The 23,302-nt window shown below is 41.8% G+C and carries 15 protein-coding genes; 9 read left to right on the top strand and 6 right to left on the bottom strand.

Going from position 1 to position 23,302, the window contains the following annotated elements; translation table 11 throughout:
- The 9 genes from BMW98_RS12880 (at window position 1) to BMW98_RS12840 (ending at window position 17,805) form a co-directional block, all read left to right on the top strand.
- Window positions 1-897, top strand: a complete 897-nt coding sequence (locus BMW98_RS12880) for a 4-hydroxy-3-methylbut-2-enyl diphosphate reductase (protein ID WP_090258988.1) — start codon at window positions 1-3, stop codon at window positions 895-897.
- A 137-nt stretch (window positions 898-1,034) separates the two neighbouring features.
- Window positions 1,035-2,402 carry a Na(+)-translocating NADH-quinone reductase subunit A gene (locus BMW98_RS12875; protein ID WP_090258987.1) on the top strand — a complete coding sequence of 456 codons (1,368 nt, stop codon included), beginning with the start codon at window positions 1,035-1,037 and terminating at the stop codon, window positions 2,400-2,402.
- A gap of 3 nt (window positions 2,403-2,405) precedes the next feature.
- Window positions 2,406-3,626 carry an NADH:ubiquinone reductase (Na(+)-transporting) subunit B gene (locus BMW98_RS12870; RefSeq protein ID WP_090258986.1) on the top strand — a complete coding sequence of 407 codons (1,221 nt, stop codon included), beginning with the start codon at window positions 2,406-2,408 and terminating at the stop codon, window positions 3,624-3,626.
- Window positions 3,613-4,359 carry an NADH:ubiquinone reductase (Na(+)-transporting) subunit C gene (nqrC, locus tag BMW98_RS12865; RefSeq protein WP_090258985.1) on the top strand — a complete coding sequence of 249 codons (747 nt, stop codon included), beginning with the start codon at window positions 3,613-3,615 and terminating at the stop codon, window positions 4,357-4,359. The genes BMW98_RS12870 and nqrC overlap by 14 nt, the downstream gene beginning before the upstream one ends.
- An 18-nt stretch (window positions 4,360-4,377) precedes the next feature.
- Window positions 4,378-5,043 (top strand): NADH:ubiquinone reductase (Na(+)-transporting) subunit D, encoded by a 666-nt coding sequence (locus BMW98_RS12860; RefSeq protein ID WP_090258984.1) that lies wholly within the window; start codon window positions 4,378-4,380, stop codon window positions 5,041-5,043.
- A gap of 13 nt (window positions 5,044-5,056) precedes the next feature.
- On the top strand, window positions 5,057-5,668 hold the full coding sequence (nqrE, locus tag BMW98_RS12855) for an NADH:ubiquinone reductase (Na(+)-transporting) subunit E (protein WP_090258983.1): 612 nt from the start codon (window positions 5,057-5,059) through the stop codon (window positions 5,666-5,668).
- Window positions 5,669-6,482: 814 nt separating this feature from the next.
- Complete coding sequence (locus tag BMW98_RS12850) at window positions 6,483-7,310, top strand: helix-turn-helix domain-containing protein (protein WP_090258982.1); 828 nt, start codon at window positions 6,483-6,485, stop codon at window positions 7,308-7,310.
- 394 nt (window positions 7,311-7,704) lie between these two features.
- Complete coding sequence (locus tag BMW98_RS12845) at window positions 7,705-17,352, top strand: Calx-beta domain-containing protein (protein ID WP_090258981.1); 9,648 nt, start codon at window positions 7,705-7,707, stop codon at window positions 17,350-17,352.
- A 6-nt stretch (window positions 17,353-17,358) separates the two neighbouring features.
- Window positions 17,359-17,805: a hypothetical protein gene (locus tag BMW98_RS12840; RefSeq protein WP_121505260.1), complete on the top strand. Its 447-nt coding sequence runs from the start codon at window positions 17,359-17,361 to the stop codon at window positions 17,803-17,805.
- 833 nt (window positions 17,806-18,638) lie between these two features.
- Here the strand turns inward: BMW98_RS12840 and BMW98_RS12835 are convergent.
- The 6 genes from BMW98_RS12835 to BMW98_RS12810 all read right to left on the bottom strand — a co-directional run bounded on the left by BMW98_RS12835 (window position 18,639) and on the right by BMW98_RS12810 (window position 23,161).
- Entirely contained in the window at window positions 18,639-19,217 is a 579-nt protein-coding gene (locus BMW98_RS12835; protein ID WP_090258979.1) for an NAD(P)H-dependent oxidoreductase, read from the bottom strand.
- An 81-nt stretch (window positions 19,218-19,298) separates the two neighbouring features.
- A complete protein-coding gene (locus tag BMW98_RS12830) occupies window positions 19,299-19,880 on the bottom strand; it encodes a Crp/Fnr family transcriptional regulator (RefSeq protein ID WP_090258978.1) in 582 nt (193 codons plus the stop codon).
- Between the two features lie 776 nt (window positions 19,881-20,656).
- Complete coding sequence (locus tag BMW98_RS12825; RefSeq protein ID WP_090258977.1) at window positions 20,657-21,559, bottom strand: NAD(P)/FAD-dependent oxidoreductase; 903 nt, start codon at window positions 21,557-21,559, stop codon at window positions 20,657-20,659.
- On the bottom strand, window positions 21,556-21,795 hold the full coding sequence (locus tag BMW98_RS12820) for a hypothetical protein (protein WP_090258976.1): 240 nt from the start codon (window positions 21,793-21,795) through the stop codon (window positions 21,556-21,558). The genes BMW98_RS12825 and BMW98_RS12820 overlap by 4 nt, the downstream gene beginning before the upstream one ends.
- Before the next feature lie 79 nt (window positions 21,796-21,874).
- Entirely contained in the window at window positions 21,875-22,729 is an 855-nt protein-coding gene (locus BMW98_RS12815; RefSeq protein WP_090258975.1) for an AraC family transcriptional regulator, read from the bottom strand.
- Between the two features lie 15 nt (window positions 22,730-22,744).
- On the bottom strand, window positions 22,745-23,161 hold the full coding sequence (locus BMW98_RS12810; protein ID WP_090258974.1) for a hypothetical protein: 417 nt from the start codon (window positions 23,159-23,161) through the stop codon (window positions 22,745-22,747).
- Window positions 23,162-23,302 lie beyond the last annotated feature (141 nt).

Below are 23,302 nucleotides of genomic sequence, written 5' to 3'. Positions count from 1 at the left end.
ATGCAGGTAACAATCGATAAGAATTCGGGCTATTGTTTTGGAGTAGAATTCGCCATACAAATGGCTGAAGACGAAATGGCTGATGGCAAGCTTTTTTGCCTTGGCGATATTGTACACAATAGTATGGAGGTGGAGCGGCTTCATGCCAAAGGGCTTCGCATTATCGATCGTGAGCAGCTAAAAGACCTGACAGACGCCAAGGTGCTTATTCGCGCACATGGCGAACCACCAGAAACGTATCAGTTGGCGCTTCAGAACAATATTGAGTTGATAGACGCCTCTTGTCCTGTGGTTTTAAAACTTCAGAACCGTGTAAAACTGGCTTACGACAAAATGGAGAAGGTTGAAGGTCAAATAGTAATATATGGTAAAATGGGCCATGCCGAGGTGGTTGGCCTTACTGGTCAAACCAATAACGAAGCCATTATTATAATGGAAGAAGCTGATTTGGATAAAATTGACTTTAACCGACCAATTACGCTATTCTCCCAAACCACAAAAAGCACCAAGGGCTTTTATCATATCAAGTCATTAATTGAAGAGCGTATAAAAGACACCAAGGGAACGCTAGAAGAGTTGGACTTTAATGCCAATGATAGTATCTGCCGACAGGTGTCCAACAGAGAGCCACAATTGCAGCAATTTGCCACTGAAAGAGATGTGATTGTTTTTGTGAGTGGAAAAAAGAGCTCTAACGGAAAGGCGTTATATGGTGTTTGTAAGCAACAAAACGAACGAAGCTACTTTGTAGAAAACGAATCGGAGGTAGACCTAAGTTGGTTTAAACCAGCCGATAAGGTAGGGATTTGTGGAGCTACTTCAACCCCAATGTGGCTAATGGAACAAGTGGCCAATTTTATTGAAGGAGCTTTCCAAGAAACACCGCTCGCACATTAATTCCATTTCAATTTCATTGTACGTTTTTTTGGGTTAACTTGCGCCCCAAAATGGGCATTAAGCCTTTTATAAGAGTGCAAATCAATTAAATTTGCCCTCGATTTTGATCAACCTTAGTGATTCTCAATTAATAGAGTATGTCTAAAACAATAAAGCTTAAAAAGGGCTTTGATATTAACCTCGCTGGAAAGGCAGAAAAGACAATCGCTAGTACTCCTCCTTCGGAAACGTTTGCTATTAAGCCAACAGACTTTGTTGGTATGAAAAGGCCTAAACTTCTTGTAAAAGAAGGTGACAACGTGAAGGCTGGGTCTCCTGTATTGTACGATAGAATGCAGGAAAACGTAATGTACTGCGCTCCAGTTAGTGGTGAAATTGTCGAAGTAAAAAGAGGGGCTAAAAGAAAGATCTTGGAGATCAAGATTTTAGCCGACAAAGAAGTAGAATTCGAAACATTCACAAAGTTCAATGTTTCGGATATTCAAAACCTTTCGAAAGAAGATGCTACTGCCCAAATGACAAAAGGCGGTGTGTGGGGAAATATCATCCAACGCCCTTATGGTATTGTAGCTAAAGAAGAAGATACCCCAAAGGCAATCTTCATTTCTGCTTTCGATACACACCCATTAGCAGCCGATGTTGCCTTTACGCTTAAAGGTAAAGAAGAGGCTTTCGCTACCGGAATTAGCATTCTAAAGAAATTCACTCAAGGCAAAATTCACTTGAATACCGACCTTAACGGGGAGGTTGCTTCTGTTTTTGCCAATGTAGGAGAAGTTGAGAACAATAAGGTGGGTGGACCTCACCCGGCAGGTAATGTTGGTGTTCAAATTCACCACATCGACCCTGTGAATAAAGGAGACATTGTATGGACTGTTTCTCCTTATGGAGTTGCACAAATCGGTACGTTGTTTCTTGAAGGTAAATACGATGCATCAAGACTTGTAGCAGTAGCTGGTTCGGAGGTTTCAACTCCTCAGTACTTTAAGACTTACACAGGTGCTGCTGTAAATAAATTGGTAGAAGGTAACCTAAAGCAAGATCACGTAAGAGTTATTTCTGGTAACGTACTTACTGGCGAAAGCATTGGTAAAGAAGGTTACTTAGGTTTCTACGATAACTTATTAACGGTTATTCCTGAAGGTGATCAGCCTGAATTCTTGGGTTGGATTAAACCACAGAAGGAAAGATTGAGTTTCCACAGAGCTTGGGGCTTGTTCTCTTTCTTAAACGGGAAGAACAAAGAGTATGTGCTAGATTCTAACACAAACGGAGAACCAAGAGCTTTTGTACAAACTGGTACTTTCGAGCAGGTGGTTCCTATGGATATTTATCCTACTTATTTGCTAAAAGCAATTTTGGCAGAGGATTTTGACGACATGGAATCTCTTGGTATTTACGAGGTGGTAGAAGAGGATTTAGCCCTTTGTGAATTCATCGATGTTTCTAAACACGATGTTCAGAAAATAGTTAGGGAAGGTCTAGAACTGATGCAAAACGGGTAAGCAATGAAGTTTTTACACGACTTATTAGAAAAACAAAGACCACAATTCGAAAAAGGTGGCAAGTTTGAGAAGTTCTACTTCTTGTGGGAAGCAAACGAAACATTCTTATTTAAGCCTGCAGCTACTGCTGGTACTAAAGGTGTTCAGGTGCGCGATGCGATTGACCTGAAGAGAATGATGATGACAGTGGTAATCGCTATGATTCCATGTCTGCTTTGGGGTACCTTTAACGTAGGTTACCAGCACCATGTAGCGGTAGGAGAAGAGACTTCATTCTTTTCATTAAGCAATTTGTTGTTTGGTGCCCGCTGGGTATTGCCAATTCTATTGGTTTCTTACGCAGCAGGTGGTATTGTAGAAGCAACTATCGCAGTAATCAGAAAGCACCCAATCAACGAGGGCTTCCTTGTAACGGGTATGTTGATTCCGCTTATTGTTCCTCCAACCATTCCATTGTGGCAAGTAGCTTTGGCTACTGTATTTGGTGTGTTAATTGGTAAAGAGGTATTTGGTGGTACTGGTATGAACGTGCTTAACGTAGCTATGACAGCCCGTGCGTTCCTTTACTTTGCTTACCCTTCTCAAATCTCTGGCGAGGTTTGGACACAACTAGCAGGTAAAACTCCTGTAGACGGATACTCTGGTGCTACAGCACTTTCTGTAGCTTACGATACTTCAAACGCTGGTGCTCAAACTGTTGTAGACGGTTTGAATCAGGCAAACAGCGCATTAGCCGCTCCATTTGGTGGCGAATTCTTCAGCTTTCAAAACATGTTGATTGGTGGAATTCCTGGTTCAATAGGAGAGACTTCAACTTTGATGGCACTAGTTGGTGCTTTAATTTTGATTGCAACTGGCGTAGGTAGCTGGAAGATTATTTTGAGCTGTTTTGCTGGTGCATTTGCAATGGGTACCATCTTTAACATGGTGGGTGCTAATGCTTACATGGAAATGCCTGCTCATTACCACTTGGTAATTGGTGGTTTGGCATTCGGTACAGTGTTTATGGCTACTGATCCGGTATCTGCATCGCAGACAGAAACGGGTAAGTGGATTTACGGTGCCTTGATTGGTATTTTAACAGTGATTATTCGAGTGGTGAACCCTGCATATCCAGAAGGAATTATGTTGGCAGTTCTATTTATGAACGTTTTTGCGCCACTTATCGATTATAATGTAGTTCAAGCAAACAAGAAAAGGAGGTTAGCTCGTGCAACAGTCTAATACATACATCATCGTTTTCTCCCTTGTATTAACAGTTATTTTGGGAGGTTTGCTTTCAGGTGTGTCTCAGGTTTTGGGACCAACACAAAAGGAAGCGGTAGATTTAGATACCAAGAAGCAAATTCTTGGGGCTATTCCTTCAGAAAAAGCAGCTTTGGCTGAAATGACCAAACAACAAGTGCTTGATCGCTACGCAGAAGTTATTACTTCTGAAGTAGCAGATTATCAGGGTAACTTGGTTCAAGGTCAGGTAGCTGAAAACGTGAACATCGAGAAGAATTACAAGAAATCGGCTGAAGAGCGTGTTTACCCAGTATTCAAATACAGCAGCAATGGCGAAGAAGCTTACATTCTTCCAACTTTTGGTGCTGGTCTTTGGGATGCTATTTGGGGTTACGTAGCCGTTTCTCCTGATTTCACTACAGTGGAAGGTATCAGCTTAGCGCACAGAGGTGAAACCCCAGGTTTGGGAGCTAGAATTACTTCTGACGAAATTCAGGCACGTTATATAGGCAAAACCTTAGTTGACGGTTCTGGCGAGTTGGTTTCTGTAACTATGGTTAAGGGCGAAAACAACCCTGAGTCGAAACTTGGCGAGCACAAAGTAGATGGTATGGCAGGTGCTACGTTAACAGCAAATGGTGTTAACAGCATGTTGGCTAACTACTTTGGTTACTACAAGAATTATTTTGAAAAGAACGTGGGAGCTGAAGCGCTTTCAATGAACCAATAATTTTTAAAGAACAGACTTATGAGTACTGAAACTTTAGAAACACCGGTAGTAAAGGACAAAGAAGCCTTACTATCGAAGAGAAGGAAGAAATTCGTTACCGATCCTTTGAGTGACGATAACCCGATTACCATTCAGGTATTGGGTATCTGCTCTGCATTGGCGGTAACCACACAGATGAAGCCTACTTTGGTAATGGCAATTTCTGTAACACTTGTATTGGTGTTTTCAAACCTTATCATTTCATTGATGCGTAATGCTATTCCTGCTCGTGTACGTATTATCGTGCAGTTGGCAGTTGTGGCAACTTTGGTAACCCTAGTAAACGAAGTATTGAAAGCTTATGCCTACGATATGTACAAAGAGCTTTCTGTATTTATTGGTTTGATTATTACCAACTGTATTGTAATGGGGCGTTTGGAGGCTTTTGCCTTGGGTAACAAACCTTACGATTCAGTATTAGACGGACTTGGTTCTGGTCTTGGTTACTCATGGATTATCCTTACAGTTGCCTTCTTCAGAGAGATCTGGGGTTCTGGTAAAGTGTTTGGTTACCCAGTATTCGAGGCAATGGGAATTGAGAACTTTGCAACTAACGGTTTGATGGTTTCTCCTGTTGGGGCATTCATCGTAATAGGTTTTATCATTTGGGTACAGCGATCTAAGTCAGGTTACATAGAACACTAAAAAAGGAACAATCATGGATTTATTAAACTTAGGTATCAAATCGATCTTTATTGAGAACATGGTGTTTGCCTATTTCTTAGGTATGTGTTCTTTTTTGGCGGTTTCTAAAAAAGTATCAACGGCCTTTGGTCTTGGTTTGGCAGTAGTATTCGTTTTGGGTATGACGGTGCCAATCAACTGGTTGTTGAACGAATATGTGTTGAAAGAAGGAGCTTTGAGTTGGTTAGGAGCCGATTTTGCGAGTATCGACCTTACTTTCCTTCGATTTATCATGTTCATTGCAATTATTGCAGCAATGGTGCAGCTGGTAGAGATGACAATTGAAAAATTCTCTCCTTCACTTTACGGATCATTGGGTATTTTCCTTCCACTAATCGCTGTAAACTGTGCGATTCTTGGTTCTTCTCTTTTCATGGCGCAGAGAGACTACACTTTGGGCGAGGCTACCGTTTTCGGTTTCAGCTCAGGTATCGGTTTCTTCTTAGCTATTGTGGCCTTGGCTGCTATTAGAGAGAAATTGAAGTACTCTCACGTTCCAGATCCATTGAAGGGTCTAGGTATTACCATGTTCATCACTGGTTTGATGGGCCTAGCATTTATGAGCTTTATGGGTATCTCTTTATAAGAGGTAACTGTTTTAGATATACAAACCCTCGATGTTTCGGCATCGAGGGTTTTTTTGTGGGCTAAAGTCAAATTTTTTCAAAAAGTTGATTGGACTTAATGGAAGTGAATTTTTAAATATTTATGGATGTATTTAGCCCGCTTAGTCTTTTGTTTCAATACAATTTGTGTTAGTGTTAAAAGGTATTTTTTACTGATATTTCCACGTATACCATGTTTTACAAAATTCATTTATCTTGTGTTCACAAGCGGAATATTGCGACTTGTAACACCAATCCTACATAGATAGTATCTAACTAGACTTTTCAGAGACTTTAATATCGCTGATGGGGCTAAGGCTAGAGGAATTACTCTGTTTTAGACTTTTTGAGGCGGGTTGACATGTGTTAACGCTTTCTACTCAACTAGCGTTAATCGGAAGCTGCTTGAGGCGTTTAGCTTCTGAAGTGTCAACATATTTATAACTAAATCAATACTAATTCAATGTACATTACGCTCACCAAAGCAAAAAGTAAGTCATATCAGTTACCCATTCAACTCTCCATCAATCATGATTATGGAGGAAAGCGGAAATAGGTTAAGGCTATTATTTCAGTTTTAAATTCATGGTTGGTGCATTCAAATGTGCTTAATCATCAATAGCAGGTTTTACTAGGTTATCTGTTTACAGATTGCCATTGACTTAACTTTTTCATTTCACCTAACATGATTTCTTCTTCATTCTCAAAGTGCAAGACGCATACTTTGTGTTTGCCTTTTAGTTGTTACCGTTTTCAGTGCTCGGTTAGTTCCACTCTCCTTATAACAGATCGGTCATGACACTCAAACTAAGGCATACCCAACCTCAAAAGGAGCTTTCTAATGTAGTAAGATCATTCTTTGAATTAAGCTACAGTACCGATGCCGATCGCTCTGATTACCTTTTGCCTTCTGGAAGGATAGCATTTTTTCACATCAAAACTGAAAAGGAGTTTCAAGTTGAGTTTGAAGGCTCAGATAATGTTTCAGTAGTAAATAGCGGGTACTATTTGGCCTTTATAGATGGAACTGCAAAATATACACATTCAAAAATGAATGTGATAGCCGCTTCAATATATCCAGTTTATCTAGGCTTGGTTTTTAAGATTAAGCCCAGGGATATTCTGAATACCTTTACCCGCCTAAATGACCTGATTGATTTAGAAAAGGCTGATTTGCCTACCGATGTAGATAACTTGAGTACTCCACAGCTAGTAGGCAGAATGCAGAGGTTTATACATTCACAGCTTAATGAAAACCCAATTCGAGAAGACGTAGAGCTGATATACAACAAGATTGTAGAAGCCAAGGCATATAATCTGTCAGTTAGTGAACTTGCCTATTGGATGGGCTATTCAGAAAGACACATATCAAACATTTTTCAGGAACATGTTGGTCTTTCTCCAAAACGATTTATTCAGCTTACTAGATTTAATCAGTCTCTAAAATTGATTGATGACTTGGAGAGTTTTCCTAAACTTTCTGACATAGCCTATGAAATGGGCTACCATGATCACGCACACTTTATTCGGGATTTTAAACAGTTCTGCGGTAAAACTCCTAGAGAAATTAGAGCAGAGAAAAAATCTGCTGCCTACCTATTTCGCAAAGCAAGAGTCGATTAGAAAATAGGTACTTCCGATTTGTACAATTTTTTTTTGAGCGAAGGTTGTTTTTTTGCGAAAGCTCCTCTAACAGGATTTTACAATTGTCTGTTGGAGACTCAACTAGAACAATAATGACACATAGTGCGGTCAGAGCGACAATGACTTCTTGACTTCAGAAGTCACGGTTTATTGTCTCAGGCTGCCAATATCTTTCACCAAGATCATGAAATATACAGTTAGGCAACCTTTTAAAACCAGTGAGCTAGAAATGCCTACTGGAAAAATAGTATTGAGTTCATTCTTGCCAAAGAGAATATTTAAAGCTCATTTGAGAAGCCGAATCTCTTAAATACTAACTGTCCTTCCATAAACGAATCACCAAGCATCTTCATATAGTTTAATTGACTTTTTTATGAAAAGAATCATTCTGTTTTTAATTCTATTAACGTACTATCAGGCAGCATATGCCCAATCAATTTTTCAAGGGGTTGAATCTTCGGGTTCTGATACCGGGAATTACACCTCAAATATCACTCCGTATAATCTTAATACTGATACAGACAGATATACATCTAATATTGCTGGAACAAACCAGATATATTCCAGTGCTACTACTGCTGATTATGCAGAGGAGTTTGCTATAACAGTGACGGATGTGGATGAGCCATCAAATACACTTAATGCTGGAGATATTGCGTTTGTGGGGTATCATACCGATTCAGACGATGGCTTTACTTTTATAGCTTTAACGGATATACCCGCAGGTGAAGTTATTTATTTTACAGATAAAGGCTGGAATGCAACAAATGCTGTTTGGTATACAAATGCAGAAGATCATATTACTTGGACTGCACCAGCAGGAGGAGTTTCTATGGGTACTGTTATATCAATCATAGAAACTTCAGGCGATAGCTTTACCGTTACTCACGGAACAGCATTTCTGTCTGGAAGTGGCTTCAGTTTACTTGGGGGAGACAGTATATTGGCTTATCAATCATCATCTGGTGTAGAACCGACTAATCCAACTTTTATTGCTGGGATCTACGGAGATGATAATTATGTACACACTGTAGGATGTGATGATGCAGGCGGTTGGCTTAGCTGTTCTACTTGTACTCATGTTAGTGGATCTTGTAGTACAACAAGTGGAGATACTTCGGGTATGCCCGCAGGTTTAACAAATGGGGAAAATGCTATAGCTTTATTTCCTAATACAGGAGAGGCGGATAATGCTAAATACACAGGAACACTTACAGGAACAGTTTCTGTTGTAAGAGCAGCAATACACAATCCTGCTAATTGGACTACAAATCAGAGCCCTATTAATATAGCTGCTAATCAATATTCAGGTATTAATATAACTCCTGATGTATCCAATAATGCCCCAACCGCCTCTGCTTTCACTGCAAATCCATCAGAGAATCTGACTTACACCTTTTCGACTAATGATTTTGGCTATAACGACAGTGATTCAGATCCTTTAGATCATGTCTTAATCGAATCTGTACCAACAAATGGTACTTTATATTTAGATGCCGATAACGATGATGTCTTCGATGCTGGCGAAACAGTTTCGGTTTCTCAACAAATCAGTAAGGCCGATTTGGATGCAGGCAACTTACAGTACATTCAGAATGGTTCTATCAATTCATCCTTTCAATTTGAAGTAAATGATGGCTTTGTAAATAGCTCTGGAGATTATGTTGCTACAATTAAAGTATTTTCTAGACCTTCAATAATAAGCATTGTAAGAAATACTCCTACTTCAGAAACTACTAATGCCAATCAGGTAATATTCAGAGTGACATTTGATGAGGGTGTTCAAAATGTTGATGTAACAGACTTCTCATTAAGTGGAACTGCCGCTGCTGACGGAACCGTGTCTTCAGTTTCTACGGTAAGTGCCAGTGTATATGATGTAACAGTTACAGGTGTAACCAACTCTAACGGTACCATTAAACTAAATATAAATGGTATAGATGGAACAAGCGGAACAAACAACATTACAACAGCAGTAAGTTCTGCGGTAGACCAAAGTCAGACCTTAGTTGCTTCTTCAACTGGAGGTAACAATTTTGGTCAGTCATTCACTGCAAATAATTCAGGTTACCTAACCTCCATAATGATTCGTACAAGTGCGTTTTCTAAAGCTTATTCAAATGCTACTATGCGTCTATTTGAAGGTGAAGGTCTTTCGGGTTCTGTTTTAGCTACTGAAACGGTTGATTTTGAAGCTTCTAATGGTTTGGACTATCAAACCTTCACTTTTACTACTCCTCCTGCAATTACATCTGGAGAAGTTTACACTATTATTTTCCATGGAGCCGCACCTTTTAATACGGATGTCGTGTTTAATGCCATGTATAATGATCCACTAAGTGGGGGGCAATTGTATAGGGATTCTAGCCCTGTAGCCTCTAATGACCTCTCTTTTGAAACCATAGTTTCTGCTGAAATACCTGAAAATTTACTAGATGTCGCACCAACTACTAGTGAGAGTTACAGCCTAGACAACATAGTTCCAGCCGTAACAAGCTTTACGAGGAAAAACCCTTCTAGCGAGTTAACAGCTGCGGATCAGCTAGTGTTCTTAGCCACCTTTAGCAAAGATGTAACAGGTGTAGACTTAAATGACTTTACAGTTAGCGGCCTTACGGGAGCAACAATTGCCGTAAGCCAATTAACGGCTTCAACATATGATGTTACGGTATCTGGTGGAGACATTGCCAGCTTTAATGGAACGGTAGGTTTAAACTTAGCTTCCAATGTTTCAATAGAAGACGAAGCAGGGAATGAGTTATCAACTACAGAGCCGTCTAGCGACCAGACTTATTCAATTGATAATACTGCACCTACTATTTCTAGCGTTTCAGTTCCTACAGGTGGTAGTTATGAGTCAGGCGATAATCTAGACTTCACCTTAACATTTAGCGAAAATGTTAATATTGATGAGGGCTGTGCAACGCCTCCTTCCTTAAATATTACTATCGGAAATACAGCCAGAGCAGCACAGTACGTGTCTGGTACTGGTACAAGTTCACTTGTGTTCAGATATACTGTTCAGGCCAATGAATTAGATACTGATGGAATTGCCATAAATTCATTTACTGTATCTGATGGCATAATTGATGATGCCGTAGGAAATTCACTTGTAGTTGATTTACCAGCAAATGTGCCGTCTACGGCAGATGTTTTGGTGGGTATATGTGCAGCTTTAACCCCAGCAAACGCTGGTCCTGACCAATTGATTTGCGAGAGTAACTCTGCTACGTTATCTGGAAATACAATTAACGGTGACGGTGAAATAGGTACTTGGTCAGTAGTTTCTGGTTCAGGCGGAAGCTTTAGTGATGTGAATGATCCGGCTGCCACTTTTACAGGAATTGCAGGAAGAGTTTATGTACTTCGTTGGACGTCTAGTAATAGTCTTTGTTCTAACACAAGTACCGATGACGTTGAAATTGCATTCTTGTCGGCCAATGCCGGAGCAGATCAAAGTGTTTGTGGAACAAATACCTTCTTATCAGCTTCAGCTATTTCAAGCAGCACAGGTTCATGGTCAATTCTTTCAGGTGCAGGTGGTTCAATAACAACTCCATCTAGCACAAATTCATCTTTCTCGGGTGTGGCAGGAACAACCTACACACTTCAATGGGAAGAGACAAACGGAAGTTGTTCAGATACAGATACCGTAGAAATCACATTCTATGATAGTGTAACAGCTGCCGCTGCAGGTGCAGATCAAGAGGTATGTAGTACTTCAACCACTTTAGCAGCTAATGCGGCTTCAGGATTTAGTGAATCCGGAACCTGGTCGGTACTTGCCGGAGCAGGTGGAAGTTTTGCAGATGTAAATAACCCAACTTCAACTTTCACAGGAGCAAGAGGTGTATCATATACCCTTCGTTGGACCATTAGCAATGGTGTATGTCCAATCAGTTCTGATGATGTTGTGATTACATTCAATCAGGATGTAATAGCTAATGCTGGTGCAGACCAAAGTGTTTGTGGAACGCAAACCTTCCTTGGAGCCTCATATAGCACTGGCAGCACAGGAAGCTGGTCAATTCTATCAGGAGCTGGTGGAAGTGTAACTACACCAAGCAGTAATACTTCAAAATTCACTGGAACAGTAGGTACAACATATACCCTTCAGTGGACCGAAAACAACGGAAGCTGTTCAGATAATGATACGGTAAAAATCACATTCTTTGATAACCCAACACCAGCGAATGCTGGCCTAGATAAGGATATCTGTGGGCCTACAGCATTATCAGCTAATGCGGCATCAGGCTTTGGAGAAACAGGAACTTGGTCTGTTGTGTCTGGTGCAGGCGGAAGCTTTAGCGATGTGAATAGCCCAACAGCGACATTTACAGGAACAGAAGGTGTGAATTATACCTTACGTTGGACTATCAGCAATGGTGTATGTCCAATCAGCTCAGATGATGTGGTGATTACAGTAGAAGTAAACGATGTTGAAGCTAATGCTGGATCAGATCAAAATGTATGTGGAACACAAACCTTCCTTGGTGCAGTTTATAGCACAGGTAGTACAGGAAGCTGGTCAATTCTATCGGGAGCAGGAGGAAGTGTAACTACACCAAGCAGTAATACTTCAAAATTCACTGGAACAGTAGGAACTACCTACACGCTTCAGTGGACTGAAAATAGCGGAAGTTGTTCCGATACTGATATAGTTGAAATTACCTTCTTGGGTAACGTGACCGTTGCAGCAGCAGGTTCAGATCAAGAGACATGTAACACTTCAGTTACCATGGCAGCCAATGCGGCCTCAGGATTTAGAGAGACCGGTACATGGTCTGTTGTTTCTGGAGCAGGAGGAAGCTTTGCCGATGCAAATAGCCCAACTTCTAGCTTTACAGGAACCAAAGGAGTAAGCTATACGCTACGATGGACAATCAGTAATGGTGTTTGCCCAATTAGCTCAGATGATGTTGTCGTTACTTTGAGCGATGATGTAGAAGCGAATGCTGGATCAGACCAAAATGTATGTGGAACGAATACTTTCCTTGGTGCTTCGTTTAGTACAGGTAGTACCGGAACTTGGTCTATTCTATCTGGCGCAGGTGGAACAGTCACCACTCCGACTAGTAACACTTCAGCGTTCACCGGAACTGCAGGAACTACTTATACGCTTCAATGGACAGAAAACAATGGAAGCTGTTCCGGTAACGATACAGTTAAAATCACCTTCTTCGATAACGTAACCGTTGCAGCGGCAGGAGCAGATCAGGAAATAGATGGAGCACTTGCCACTATGAATGCTACTTTAGCGGGTAATACTGCTTCAGGATTCAGTGAAACTGGAACTTGGTCAGAAGTAGCAGGAGATGGTAATGGTGTGTTTAGTGATGCCAACAGCCCAACTTCAACCTTTACAGGAACTGTAGGAGTAACTTATACTTTGCGTTGGACGATTAGTAATGGCGTTTGCCCTATCAGCTCTGACGATGTGGTAATTGAATTCGTTAACAATGCAGGATTCACTATTACAGAGACCGCTTCTTCTACCGAAGTAGACGAGTCAGGTGCTACAGATACTTTCAATGTTGTGCTTGATTCAGAGCCAGCTTCAGATGTGGTCATTAATGTTTCAAGTGGAAGTACATCAGAAGTTACAGTAGATCAGTCATCTTTGACCTTCACTTCAGGCAACTGGAATGTACCGCAAACGGTAACTGTTCAGGGTGTTGATGACTCAAAGGTTGATACTGATAAATCTGTTAAGATCACTTTGAGTATTGATGATGCTGCAAGTCATGATAATTACGATGCCGTAATTGATCAGAGCGTTTCGGTGACCAATGAAAACACAACAACTGCTAGTGTAACAGTAGCCGATGTGTCGGTAGCCGAAGCTGATGGAACAGCAACGGTAACCTTCACTTTAGATGATGCAGTTGAAGGAGGCCTTTCAGTAGATGTTAGTACTACAAATGGTACCGCCACGGGCGGAGTAGACTTCTCACCAATAACAACTCAAACCATTACGTTTGATGGTACAGCTGGCGAAACAGAAACGCTCGATATTTCTATTACAGCTGATGCTATAGTTGAGGCAGATGAAACAATTACCGTTTCAATGAGTGGACTAACACCAGCGACTGCGGCTTCAACAGATATTGATATTACTGATGAAGCAACAGTAACTATTACAAACGATGATGTAGCTGTGATTACCATTGCCGATGTTACAATAAGCGAAGATGCTGGTACTGGAACAGCAACGCTTACTTTAGACAAAGCGGTAGCAGCAACATTCGATGTTTATGTAAACTCAGCAGCCGGAACAGCTGGCCACAACGATGACTTCACTGAAGTATTTAATGAGATTGCTTCATTTGCAGGAACAGCAGGTGAGACGCAAACCATCAACTTCACTGTGCTAGATGATGATGTGGTTGAACTTGATGAAACCTTCAGGTTATTGTTGAGCAGTGTAACCAATACATCTCTAAATAATGATGATTTTAACCTAACCGATGAGGCAACGGTAACCATCACAAACGATGATGCCGCTACACTTGCTATTGATGATGTTGCTAAGGCAGAAAATGCTGATGGAACAACAACTACATTGACCTTTACCGTTACACTCACTGGTGATGTTAATCAAGGTATTACGGTTGATTTCGCAACAAGTGATGGAACAGCACTTTCTACTAGCGATTATACTTCAGGGTCTGGAACCTTGAACTTCGCAGGTACCGATGGCGAAACGCAAACGCTTTCAGTTGTAGTTTCAGATGACGATTTAGTTGAAGCAGACGAAACATTCGATGTTACGCTTTCTAACCTGCTAGCCGGAGGAAGAAAGGTAAGTATCTCTGATGCTACAGGAGTTGGAACCATTACCAACGATGACCAAGCGTCTATCACCATGGCAGATGTGATGGTGAATGAAGAAGATGGAACAGCAACAGTTATATTAACATTGGATAATGCAATAGATGGTGGCGTTTCTGTAAATGTTAGTACAGCAGATGAAACAGCAACAGCGGGAACTGACTTTACCGCCTTGGTGAATGAGCAAGTGACTTTTGCAGGTACGGAAGGAGAAACTCAAACGGTAACAGTATCTATTACAGATGATGCTATGGTTGAAGCAGATGAAACAATTACTGTTTCAATGAGTGGACTGACGCCAGCAACTGCGGCTTCTGCAGATATTGATATTACGGATGAAGCAACTGTAACTATCAATAATACTGATCGAGCAACTGTAACCATTGCCGATGCAAGTGGAGCAGAGGCTAATGGAGCCATTACCCTAACCGCTACTCTAGACAATGCAGTAGACGGAGGCTTCTTTGTAGAATTGAATACTGCCGATGTAACAGCGCTTTCAACGTCAGATTACACTGCGCTTATTAGCCAAAAGCTGACCTTCTCAGGATTGGCAGGAGAGCAGCAAACCTTCACTATTACTCCTACGGATGATAATATTGAAGAATCTACGGAGACACTTACTGTGAGCATGAGCAACATCTCTGCAGGAACGGTAGATGAAAACAACATCGATATTACCGATGGAGCTACAATAACCATTACCGATGAAGATGATAATACCGCACCTGTTGGTTATTCAATTACACTGAATGATGCCTTGATAGGGTCAGCCGAAACAGCTACAACCACCTTCACCTTTGCAGGCGCAGAGATTGGAACAACGTATAACTATACGGTGAGCTCAGATAATGGCGGAACCAATGTTACAGGATCAGGAACAATTGCTACAGCCACAGATCAGGTGACATTAGCAGACCTTTCAGGACTGAACGATGGAACACTGACCTTGTCATTAACATTGACCGATGCCTCAAGCAATGTAGGAACAGCTGTAACTGCTCAAACAACAATCGACCAGACCATGGAAGCTACCTTGTCACCTGCCGATGATGCTATTGACGTTCTACCAGATGCCAAGCTAAGCATGGACTTTGGAGAAAATGTTTACAAAGGAATGGGGAACATCACCATTGCACAGAGCAGCAATGACGAGGTATTGGAAACTATAGACGTGACAAGTACTAATGTTGTGGTGAATGGATCTGAAGTAACCATAGCTCCAACAAACCTATTGTTGCCACCAAGCACAGAGTTCTATGTTTCTATTGAAATAGGAGCAATTACAGACGATGCTGGTAATAGCTATTCAGGTGCTACAAACAAAACAGCTTGGACGTTTACAACAATTGCAGCTCCAGTAGTAACCGCTACAACGGTTCCTACGGCAGACACGTATGCGATAGGCGATAAGCTTACTTTCGAGACTAGCTTTACGCTGCCTGTAACTATTACAGGTACGCCAAGCCTACCAATTACAATTGGAACAGAAACGAAGGCAGCCACACTGAGTGGAACAGTAAGCGAAAGCAACATCGCTACATTTACTTACACCATTGCCGAAGGTGACCTAGATACAGACGGTATCACGGTTGGTTCAGCCATCGACCTGAACGGAGCTACCATAGTAGGTGAGTTTGGAACCGATGCGATCTTAACGCTTAACAATACCGCCAGCACGGCAGCCATCAATGTTGATGGAATCAGGGCTATTCCAACATTGAGTACAGCCACTGGTAGCTTGACAAATGAAGCACTTACCGTAACAGTAGCTTACGATGAGCAAGTAACAGGGCTTGAGTTGACCGATTTCACCATTGCTAATGGTACGGCATCCGACCTCTCAGTAGTTACTGCTGGCTTGGTTTGGACAGCTACTGTAACGCCATCGGCTGATGGAGCGGTAAGCGTAACACTACCGGCAGGAACAGTGAATGACCAAGCAGGCAATACGAGTGCAGCATCAGCAAATACCATAAGCACAACTTTCGATGGCACAGCGCCAGCTGTAAGTAGCATTGCAAGGGCAGAAGCCGATCAACTGAACACAGCAGATACCGATGCTAACTTCACAGTAACCTTCTCTGAAGATGTGATTGGAGTAGATGTCGCTGACTTTGAAACAGTGGTTACCGGTACGGCAACGGCAAGTATCAACTCGGTAACCGCGGTAGATGCTAAAACCTATACGGTGAATGTAAATGGTATCTCAGGTCAGGGAACTGTTGGTTTGTCGGCTAAAGCAGATGCTTCAATTATTGATGCAGCAACAAACGCCTTCAGCACAGCAGCAAGCGGTGATGTTTATACAACCAATTACCTGCCAACAGCCATTGGCTTAAGCAGCTCGAGTATTGAGGAAAACAGTACCATTGGATCGCTAGTAGGTACATTCACTACAACCGACCAAGATGCTGGCGATAGCCATACTTACACTTTAGTAGCAGGTACAGGCGATACGGACAATGCGAGCTTTAGCATCAATGGCGATCAGTTATTAACTGCCGAAGCCTTCGACTTTGAAACCAAGGACAGCTATAGCATTAGAGTAAAAACAGATGATGGTTTCGGTGGAACGTTCGAACAAGTATTAACCATTACGGTAGACAACGTGCTTGAAGCTTCCATCACCGTTACAGGTGAAGAAATGTTCGAAGAGACCATTCTAGGCTTCTCAACAACCAAAACATGGTTTGTAGAGAATAATGGAGAGGTACCTGTAGAGATCAGGGTATCAGAAGCAGCTGCAGGCTTTAGTGTACAGCCAGGTTCGTTTGTACTAGGTGTAGGCGGAAGCAGAGAGATCAGCTTGGTGTTTACTCCAGAAGAAGCCAGGGCTTATGCAGGTACAATCACTTTCGATTATGAAGGTGGCGCTCCAGTAACCATGAACGTATCTGGATCGGGTGTAATTGTTACCGACATTGATGACCAGCTGATGGATGAAGCAACAATCAATATTTATCCGAACCCGGCAAGCACAGTGGTAACACTCGACCTGACAGAGTTGTACGGTCTTCCGGTAGATGTGAACATTTACAGCACTACTGGCCAGCCAATGTTCAATAGAGCGGCTGTGACCGAAAGTAAACTGCAGGTGGATGTGAGTAGCTACGAGAGTGGTGTGTACATTGTCCGCTTTAGTAACGGTAATTCGGTAGTGAACAAAAAAGTAATGATTAAAAGATAATCGAAGATGAAACGCATAAGCATACTGATCATATTAGCATTTGTAGTGGTACTGTCATCGTGTAAAGATGATGACGTGCCCTCTGCACCAAACGCCAGAGAAAGAGCCTTTGAGATACTAGGTGGCAACTGGGACTTGGGTAACGGAGCAGGCCGAATAGAAGTAGATGGCACAGATGTTAGTGCCAACTACCCAGGCTTTACTTTATCCTTTACCGATGGCGGCTACACCACCACAAATGGAGCCGACTTGTTCAATGCAAGTGGCACTTGGCAGTGGGGTGATGAAGAAGCAAGAACCATTAAGGTTGACGATGGCAAAGAGGTGACAATCTCGTTGCTCAACGCCAACAGGTTTACCTTCACCTTTAGCCATGCAGGAGGCAGCAGCGCCAATGGCACCAACACCTCTAACGGCATAGAAGGCAATTACACCATTAGCGTGGTGAAGTAATTATTTGTACTTAACAGCTTACAAACCCCGACATGAAAGTGTCGGGGTTTTTTATTGAAATGGAATCACCGCTTTGACAAACTTTAGGCTAGAGAATGCGACAATACAGATGGATAAGTAGTTAGTCTGTTAAATCAGTTTGTCAAAGTTTTATTACTGCTGAAGTCGCTTTGGTGAGGACACCAAAGCTGGCGCAGGAAGTTCTTCATAATCGTTTGTAAAGAGGATATACGAAAGATCGATTTGCAATCGGTATATAGGTTAGCGATTGGTGTAATTCACAAGTCCCATAGGGACGAAATGTAATAGCATAAAAGTGCACTAGCTTCATTAAGCTCCAAAGGAGCGGCATGTTTGGTTATTGGTTTTGTACCTAAAGGCACAAGTTAGAATTCCCGAGTACTTTTTGCTATCTATATGCAGTCCCTACGGGACAAAATTGGTTGGGTGAGCATAACTTTGACAAACTTTTAGATAGTTAAACTGATGTCATTATGAATAGGCAATAAGCCTCTTGATCCAGTTTGTCAAAGTTTACTTACTGTTTCCTGATGCACTGCTAACTAGGCTAGGTGCAAGGCATATAGAGATGCTGAAACAAGTTCAGCATGACGCAGAGTGGTTGTTTTTGCTCTAACCCACTATGAACCATGAACAGGTCTACATATAACTAGACCACTTGGTAGGCCTCTCCGCTACGGTTGAGGAGAAAAAGGGCGGAGGTCGAGCATATGGCTCCATCGGAGCCGAATGTCATAGCCTAATGATAACATCCGTCTCAGAAAGCTCCAGAGGAGCGACATGCTTTACTGATAACAGCTTCCTCTAACGCACTAGGCTAGCTTTCTCCCAAGGCTTTTAACTTTGTTTAAATAACCGTTGAGTTTTTCTGGTGAAGCACCTTTTATGGTAGCTAGGTATGTAACCTTTACCGGCCTTACACCACAAAAGTGAAGTACTCCTCTTTTAAATTGATGAATAGCAGGTCTGCCCATAAAAAGCCAATTGTACCAGCTAGGGGTGTCTGCGGTAATAACGACCCTTGCGGTTTTACCCTTGAGCAACTTTTGCGGCAATGGTTTACCAGGAACTGTTTTGTATGTGATGCCAGGAAGAAAAGTACGATCGATAAAGCCTTTAAGTATTGCGGGTGTTCCATACCACCACATAGGGTAGAACCAAACCAAATGGTCGGCCGCCTTAATTTTTTCAATGGCATCGACCAAATCTGGCTCTAATGGGGTCGGCTGCGAATAGCCGTATTTAAGGTTTGGATCGAATGTGAGCTCGGCAAGGTTGATAAAACTGACTTCTACGCCACTTTCTAGCGCCCCTTGTGCATATGCCCTCGATAGCGCGTAGTTAAAACTTTCGGGGTTTGGGTGACCATTAATTACTAATATGTTTTTCATCTTTCTTGAGTTTTGCTGCAAAGAAAGACGCTGAGCCTTGGGTCAGAAAGGACATTTGTCCAATAAGTAATTCGCTCGAAATTAAATGACAGTAGGTTTTAGGTTGGCCAAGTTTTGTCTTATTCTACTTAAATGGCGTTGCGTAATACCAAGGTAAGAAGCCAGGTAGTTGAGCGGAATTTGCTGAAGATACTCTGGGTGTCTTTCAAGCAAATCCTCATATCGCTTTTCGGCACTTTCGCGCTGCAAAATCATTATCCTATTTTCGAGGCTTATGTAAGCACCTTCGGCCTGTGTTCTAAAGAACTTTTGCCAATTAATGCTGTTTTCCTGAAGTCTCAATACATCATGGCGTTTAATAATGTAAACCTCTGTATCGGTAATCGCCTGAATATTCTCAGGTGAAGGTTTTTGTTGAATCCATGAGGAGTAGGCGGTGAAAAATGCGTTTTCAAAACTGAAGCAGTAGGTTACTTCTTCGCTTTCAGAATTGTAATAGAATGAGCGCATTAGGCCTTTTTTGATGAAGAGTACATCTTTGCAAACTTCTCCTTGATTAATATGAATTTGGCCTTTAGGAATAACATGGAAAGTAGCTGCCTCCATGGCTTCTTGTAATTCGGCTTCGGTGAAAAAGTCTAAGGTTTTGAGGGTTTGGTACATGGGGATTTGTTGTTTACCAGACTGAAACAACAGGTTAATTTAAAAAGTGCATAATTTTTTCCGAACTATTTATGCAAAGTCTAGTGAGCTGAAAATTGAAGACCTTGATCTACGAATAATTAACCAGATGTTGCTTTGGTGAGGACGCTGAAACAGGTTCTGCATGACGCGGAGTGATTGTTTCTTACGCTAACCCACTACGAGCCATTAATTGTTTTACTAATAACTACACTGCTTGTTAGGCCTCTCCGCTACGGTCGAGGAGAAAAGGGGGCGACCACATGGCTCCATCGGAGCCGAATGTCATAACCCAATGATAACGTCCGCCTCAGTAAGCTCCATTGGAGCGGTATGTTTTATTGGTTTTGTACCCAAAGGCACAAATTAGAATTCCCGAATGCTTTTTGCAACCTATATGAAGTCCCTACGGGACAAGATTGGTGTGGAGATATTGACCTCATTATTGTTGGAATCAGTATGTAAGCTGTTAACCGCGATAACTTTGACAAACTTTTGGATGGTGAATCTGATATCACTATGAATAAGCAATAAGCTTCTTGATCCAGTTTGTCAAAGTTTATCCACTCACTGATTCCAGATTAACTAGCGAAGGTGCAATACCGATGTAGATTCTTTCGGTCATTCATTCGCCTTGACGGCTTATGATTTTCCTCAGAAAGACGGTGTAAAGGGGCTCTCGTGTAGCCAACTTATGAACCATAAGCAGAAACCCCGTACTGATGCACTGGATAACTAATGAAGGCCTTAAACAAGCTTTAAAAGGCCGCCTCGCACAGTTCTCTGTTGACCATAGCGCCCACTAAATTCCCAGAGTAAACAGCATTGGCTACGGCCCTCAACGGGGAAGCACTATCTCCGCAGGCATAAATGCCGTCAATGTTGGTTTGTTGAAAGGCGTTTACCGCAATGTAACCTTGGTCGTTAATCTCACATCCCAATTCTTCCGGAATGTCGGAATGCTGTGCAAAGGGTAAACGTGCATAAATTGCATCTAATTTGGCCGAAGAACCATCCTTAAAAATCAGTTTATTCATGCGCCCATTTTGGTGTTCTACCTCCCTGACCACTTTGGCATTTATATCAATGTTGTGTTTTTCTAATTGCTCAAGGTCTTCTATACTAAATTCAGGTTTTCCGTTGGTGTAAATGGTCAGTTTATCTGTAAGATTGCCAACAAGAGGGGCTAGATGCTTGGCAGTATCTCCATTTGCCAAAATACCGGTGGTTTGGCCTTTAACTTCATACCCATGGCAGTAGGGGCAATGAACCACCGAAATACCCCAGCATTCAGCGAAACCTTTAATGTTTGGCATGATGTCTTTGATGCCTGTTGCGAAGACTAATTTTGGTGCTGAAAAAGTATCACCGCTGTCAACCTTTATGGTGAAGCCGGCTGCTGTTCTTGTGCCTGATATAGCAAGGTCATCAAAAAAATCTACAGTTTGGTACTTAGCCACTTGCGCTTTGGCTATTGAAGCAATTTCAGCAGGTGCTTTGCCGTCTTGCGTTAAAAAGTTGTGCGAATGGGGCGTTTGGCGGTTACACGGCTTTCCGCTATCGATAACCAGCACATTTCTGAGCGATCGGCCTAGTGCCATGGCAGCGGATAGCCCAGCATAACTGCCTCCGATTATTATTACTTCGTATTGAGTTTTCATATCTGTTGTTTTTTGTTCTTGTTAATGGGAATTCGATCTAAAATTGCCTCAACGGTTGGTACACCTACAAAAACTACCCAGGGTACAAGCGTTGCGGTGAGCAGTAGGGTTCTTAGGTAGAGTGGTAAATGAGCAATTGGTCCGCCTAAAAAGTAGAGAAATGCGGTAATGGATGGATAAATAACCAGCCAGATTTTAAGGGATGCCAAGAGCTTGGCTTTTGTTTTTAACTTCATAAAGATTAACTCTTTGTTGAAGCAAAATTAGTGTGGGTTGCCTGGTTGCGGATAGGACAAAAATGAAGTGTAGCTGTGCTTAGCTGAACTTTTTTCTGTAGGCTTCTGGCGTTAGCCCTGTATGTTTTTTGTAGAAACGAATAAAGTAGGATGGGTCGTCATAGCCTAGTGAAAAGGCGATTTGACTTACTTGGTTTGATGTGCCTAAAAGTTGCCTGCGCGCCTCTAAAACTACTTGCTCATTTATTAGTTCCGAAGCGGTTTTTCCTAATACTTTTTTGGTGATAGAATTCAGTTGAAAGGCAGAAAGGTTGAGCGCCCCGGTGTAATAACTTACTTGCTTTTCTGTGGCTATATGCTTGTCTAAAAGTTCTTGAAGTTCCTCTAAGCGTTCTTGCTCGTATTTATCAGTACTCGGTCGGTTTTCGCTAGCATTTCTAATCAACTCTATAAAGAAAGTGTCGAGCAGGGCATTAATGGCTTCTAGATGACCTTGCTGCTGCTCCTTTGCCTCTCTAAAGATCGTGTTGAGGGTAGAGTTAATTCTCGAAAAGGTTTCTTCGGGCAATTGGCAAAAGCTTTTGTGGCTAGCCCTGCGAAAAAACTGAGCTACTTTTCCATTTTTCGGTTGATAGAAATCGGCATTGAACTGCATTAAAAAACCGCGGGTTTCGGCCTTTACGCTTAGTTGGTGCACTTGCCCCGGACGCAAAATAAATACGCAGCGATGCGCCAATTGATAATGAGTAAAGTCGATTTCGTGATCTCCTTCGCCTTTTTCTATTACCAAAATAAAGTAGAAGCTGTGCCGGTGAGGCTCAGATGACATGCCTTGGTCTCCAATAAAATCCTGTAGCCTTCTAATGTTAAAGTTCCCGGATAAAATGGGCTCGTTTGTGCTTTGCGGAAGTGAGACTACAGGTATTTGTTTCATGGTTCTAATTACGCGCTACAAAAACTTGTATTCAACGTAATCAACTAAACCAGATTCATCCACTATAAATTCATTTGTAGCCACAATTTCTGAGTCTACGCGAATGGTTAATGTTACTGTGTATGGCTCAAAGTCTACGCCAACTTGCACATTAGAAACATCTCTATAAGTAATCAATAAGCCCGTCTGATAATTTACCTTTTGGTTTCTGTAGATTCTCGATAGGGGCAAATGGTCATCACTAAATGAATGGAATTCTTTTTCAATGTCTCCTCCTAAAATTTGAAAATCGATGGAAGATTGTCTGCTTTCGGATGATGACACATCAAATGTGATGTCGTGTGTTTGAGGGTATTGCTCAAACGGGGCATCGCTGTTTGAACAGCCTGATGTTGTTATGGTAATAACAATAAGTAATATTAATTTTTTCATAGGTAGTTTGCATTAGCCTGCGAACATAAAAAGAATAGTAAATCTGACAAACCTGCTGATCGTTTTTGGTGATGCATAAGCTAATACCAGCTTTTAAATGATGCGGCTAATTGCCAGCATCACTTAAAAACTGGCTAAGTA

Source organism: Roseivirga pacifica, from assembly GCF_900111145.1.
Lineage (GTDB): Bacteria > Bacteroidota > Bacteroidia > Cytophagales > Cyclobacteriaceae > Roseivirga > Roseivirga pacifica.
Note: the sequence above shows the minus strand (reverse complement) of the source record. Positions and strands in the feature narration are given on the sequence as shown.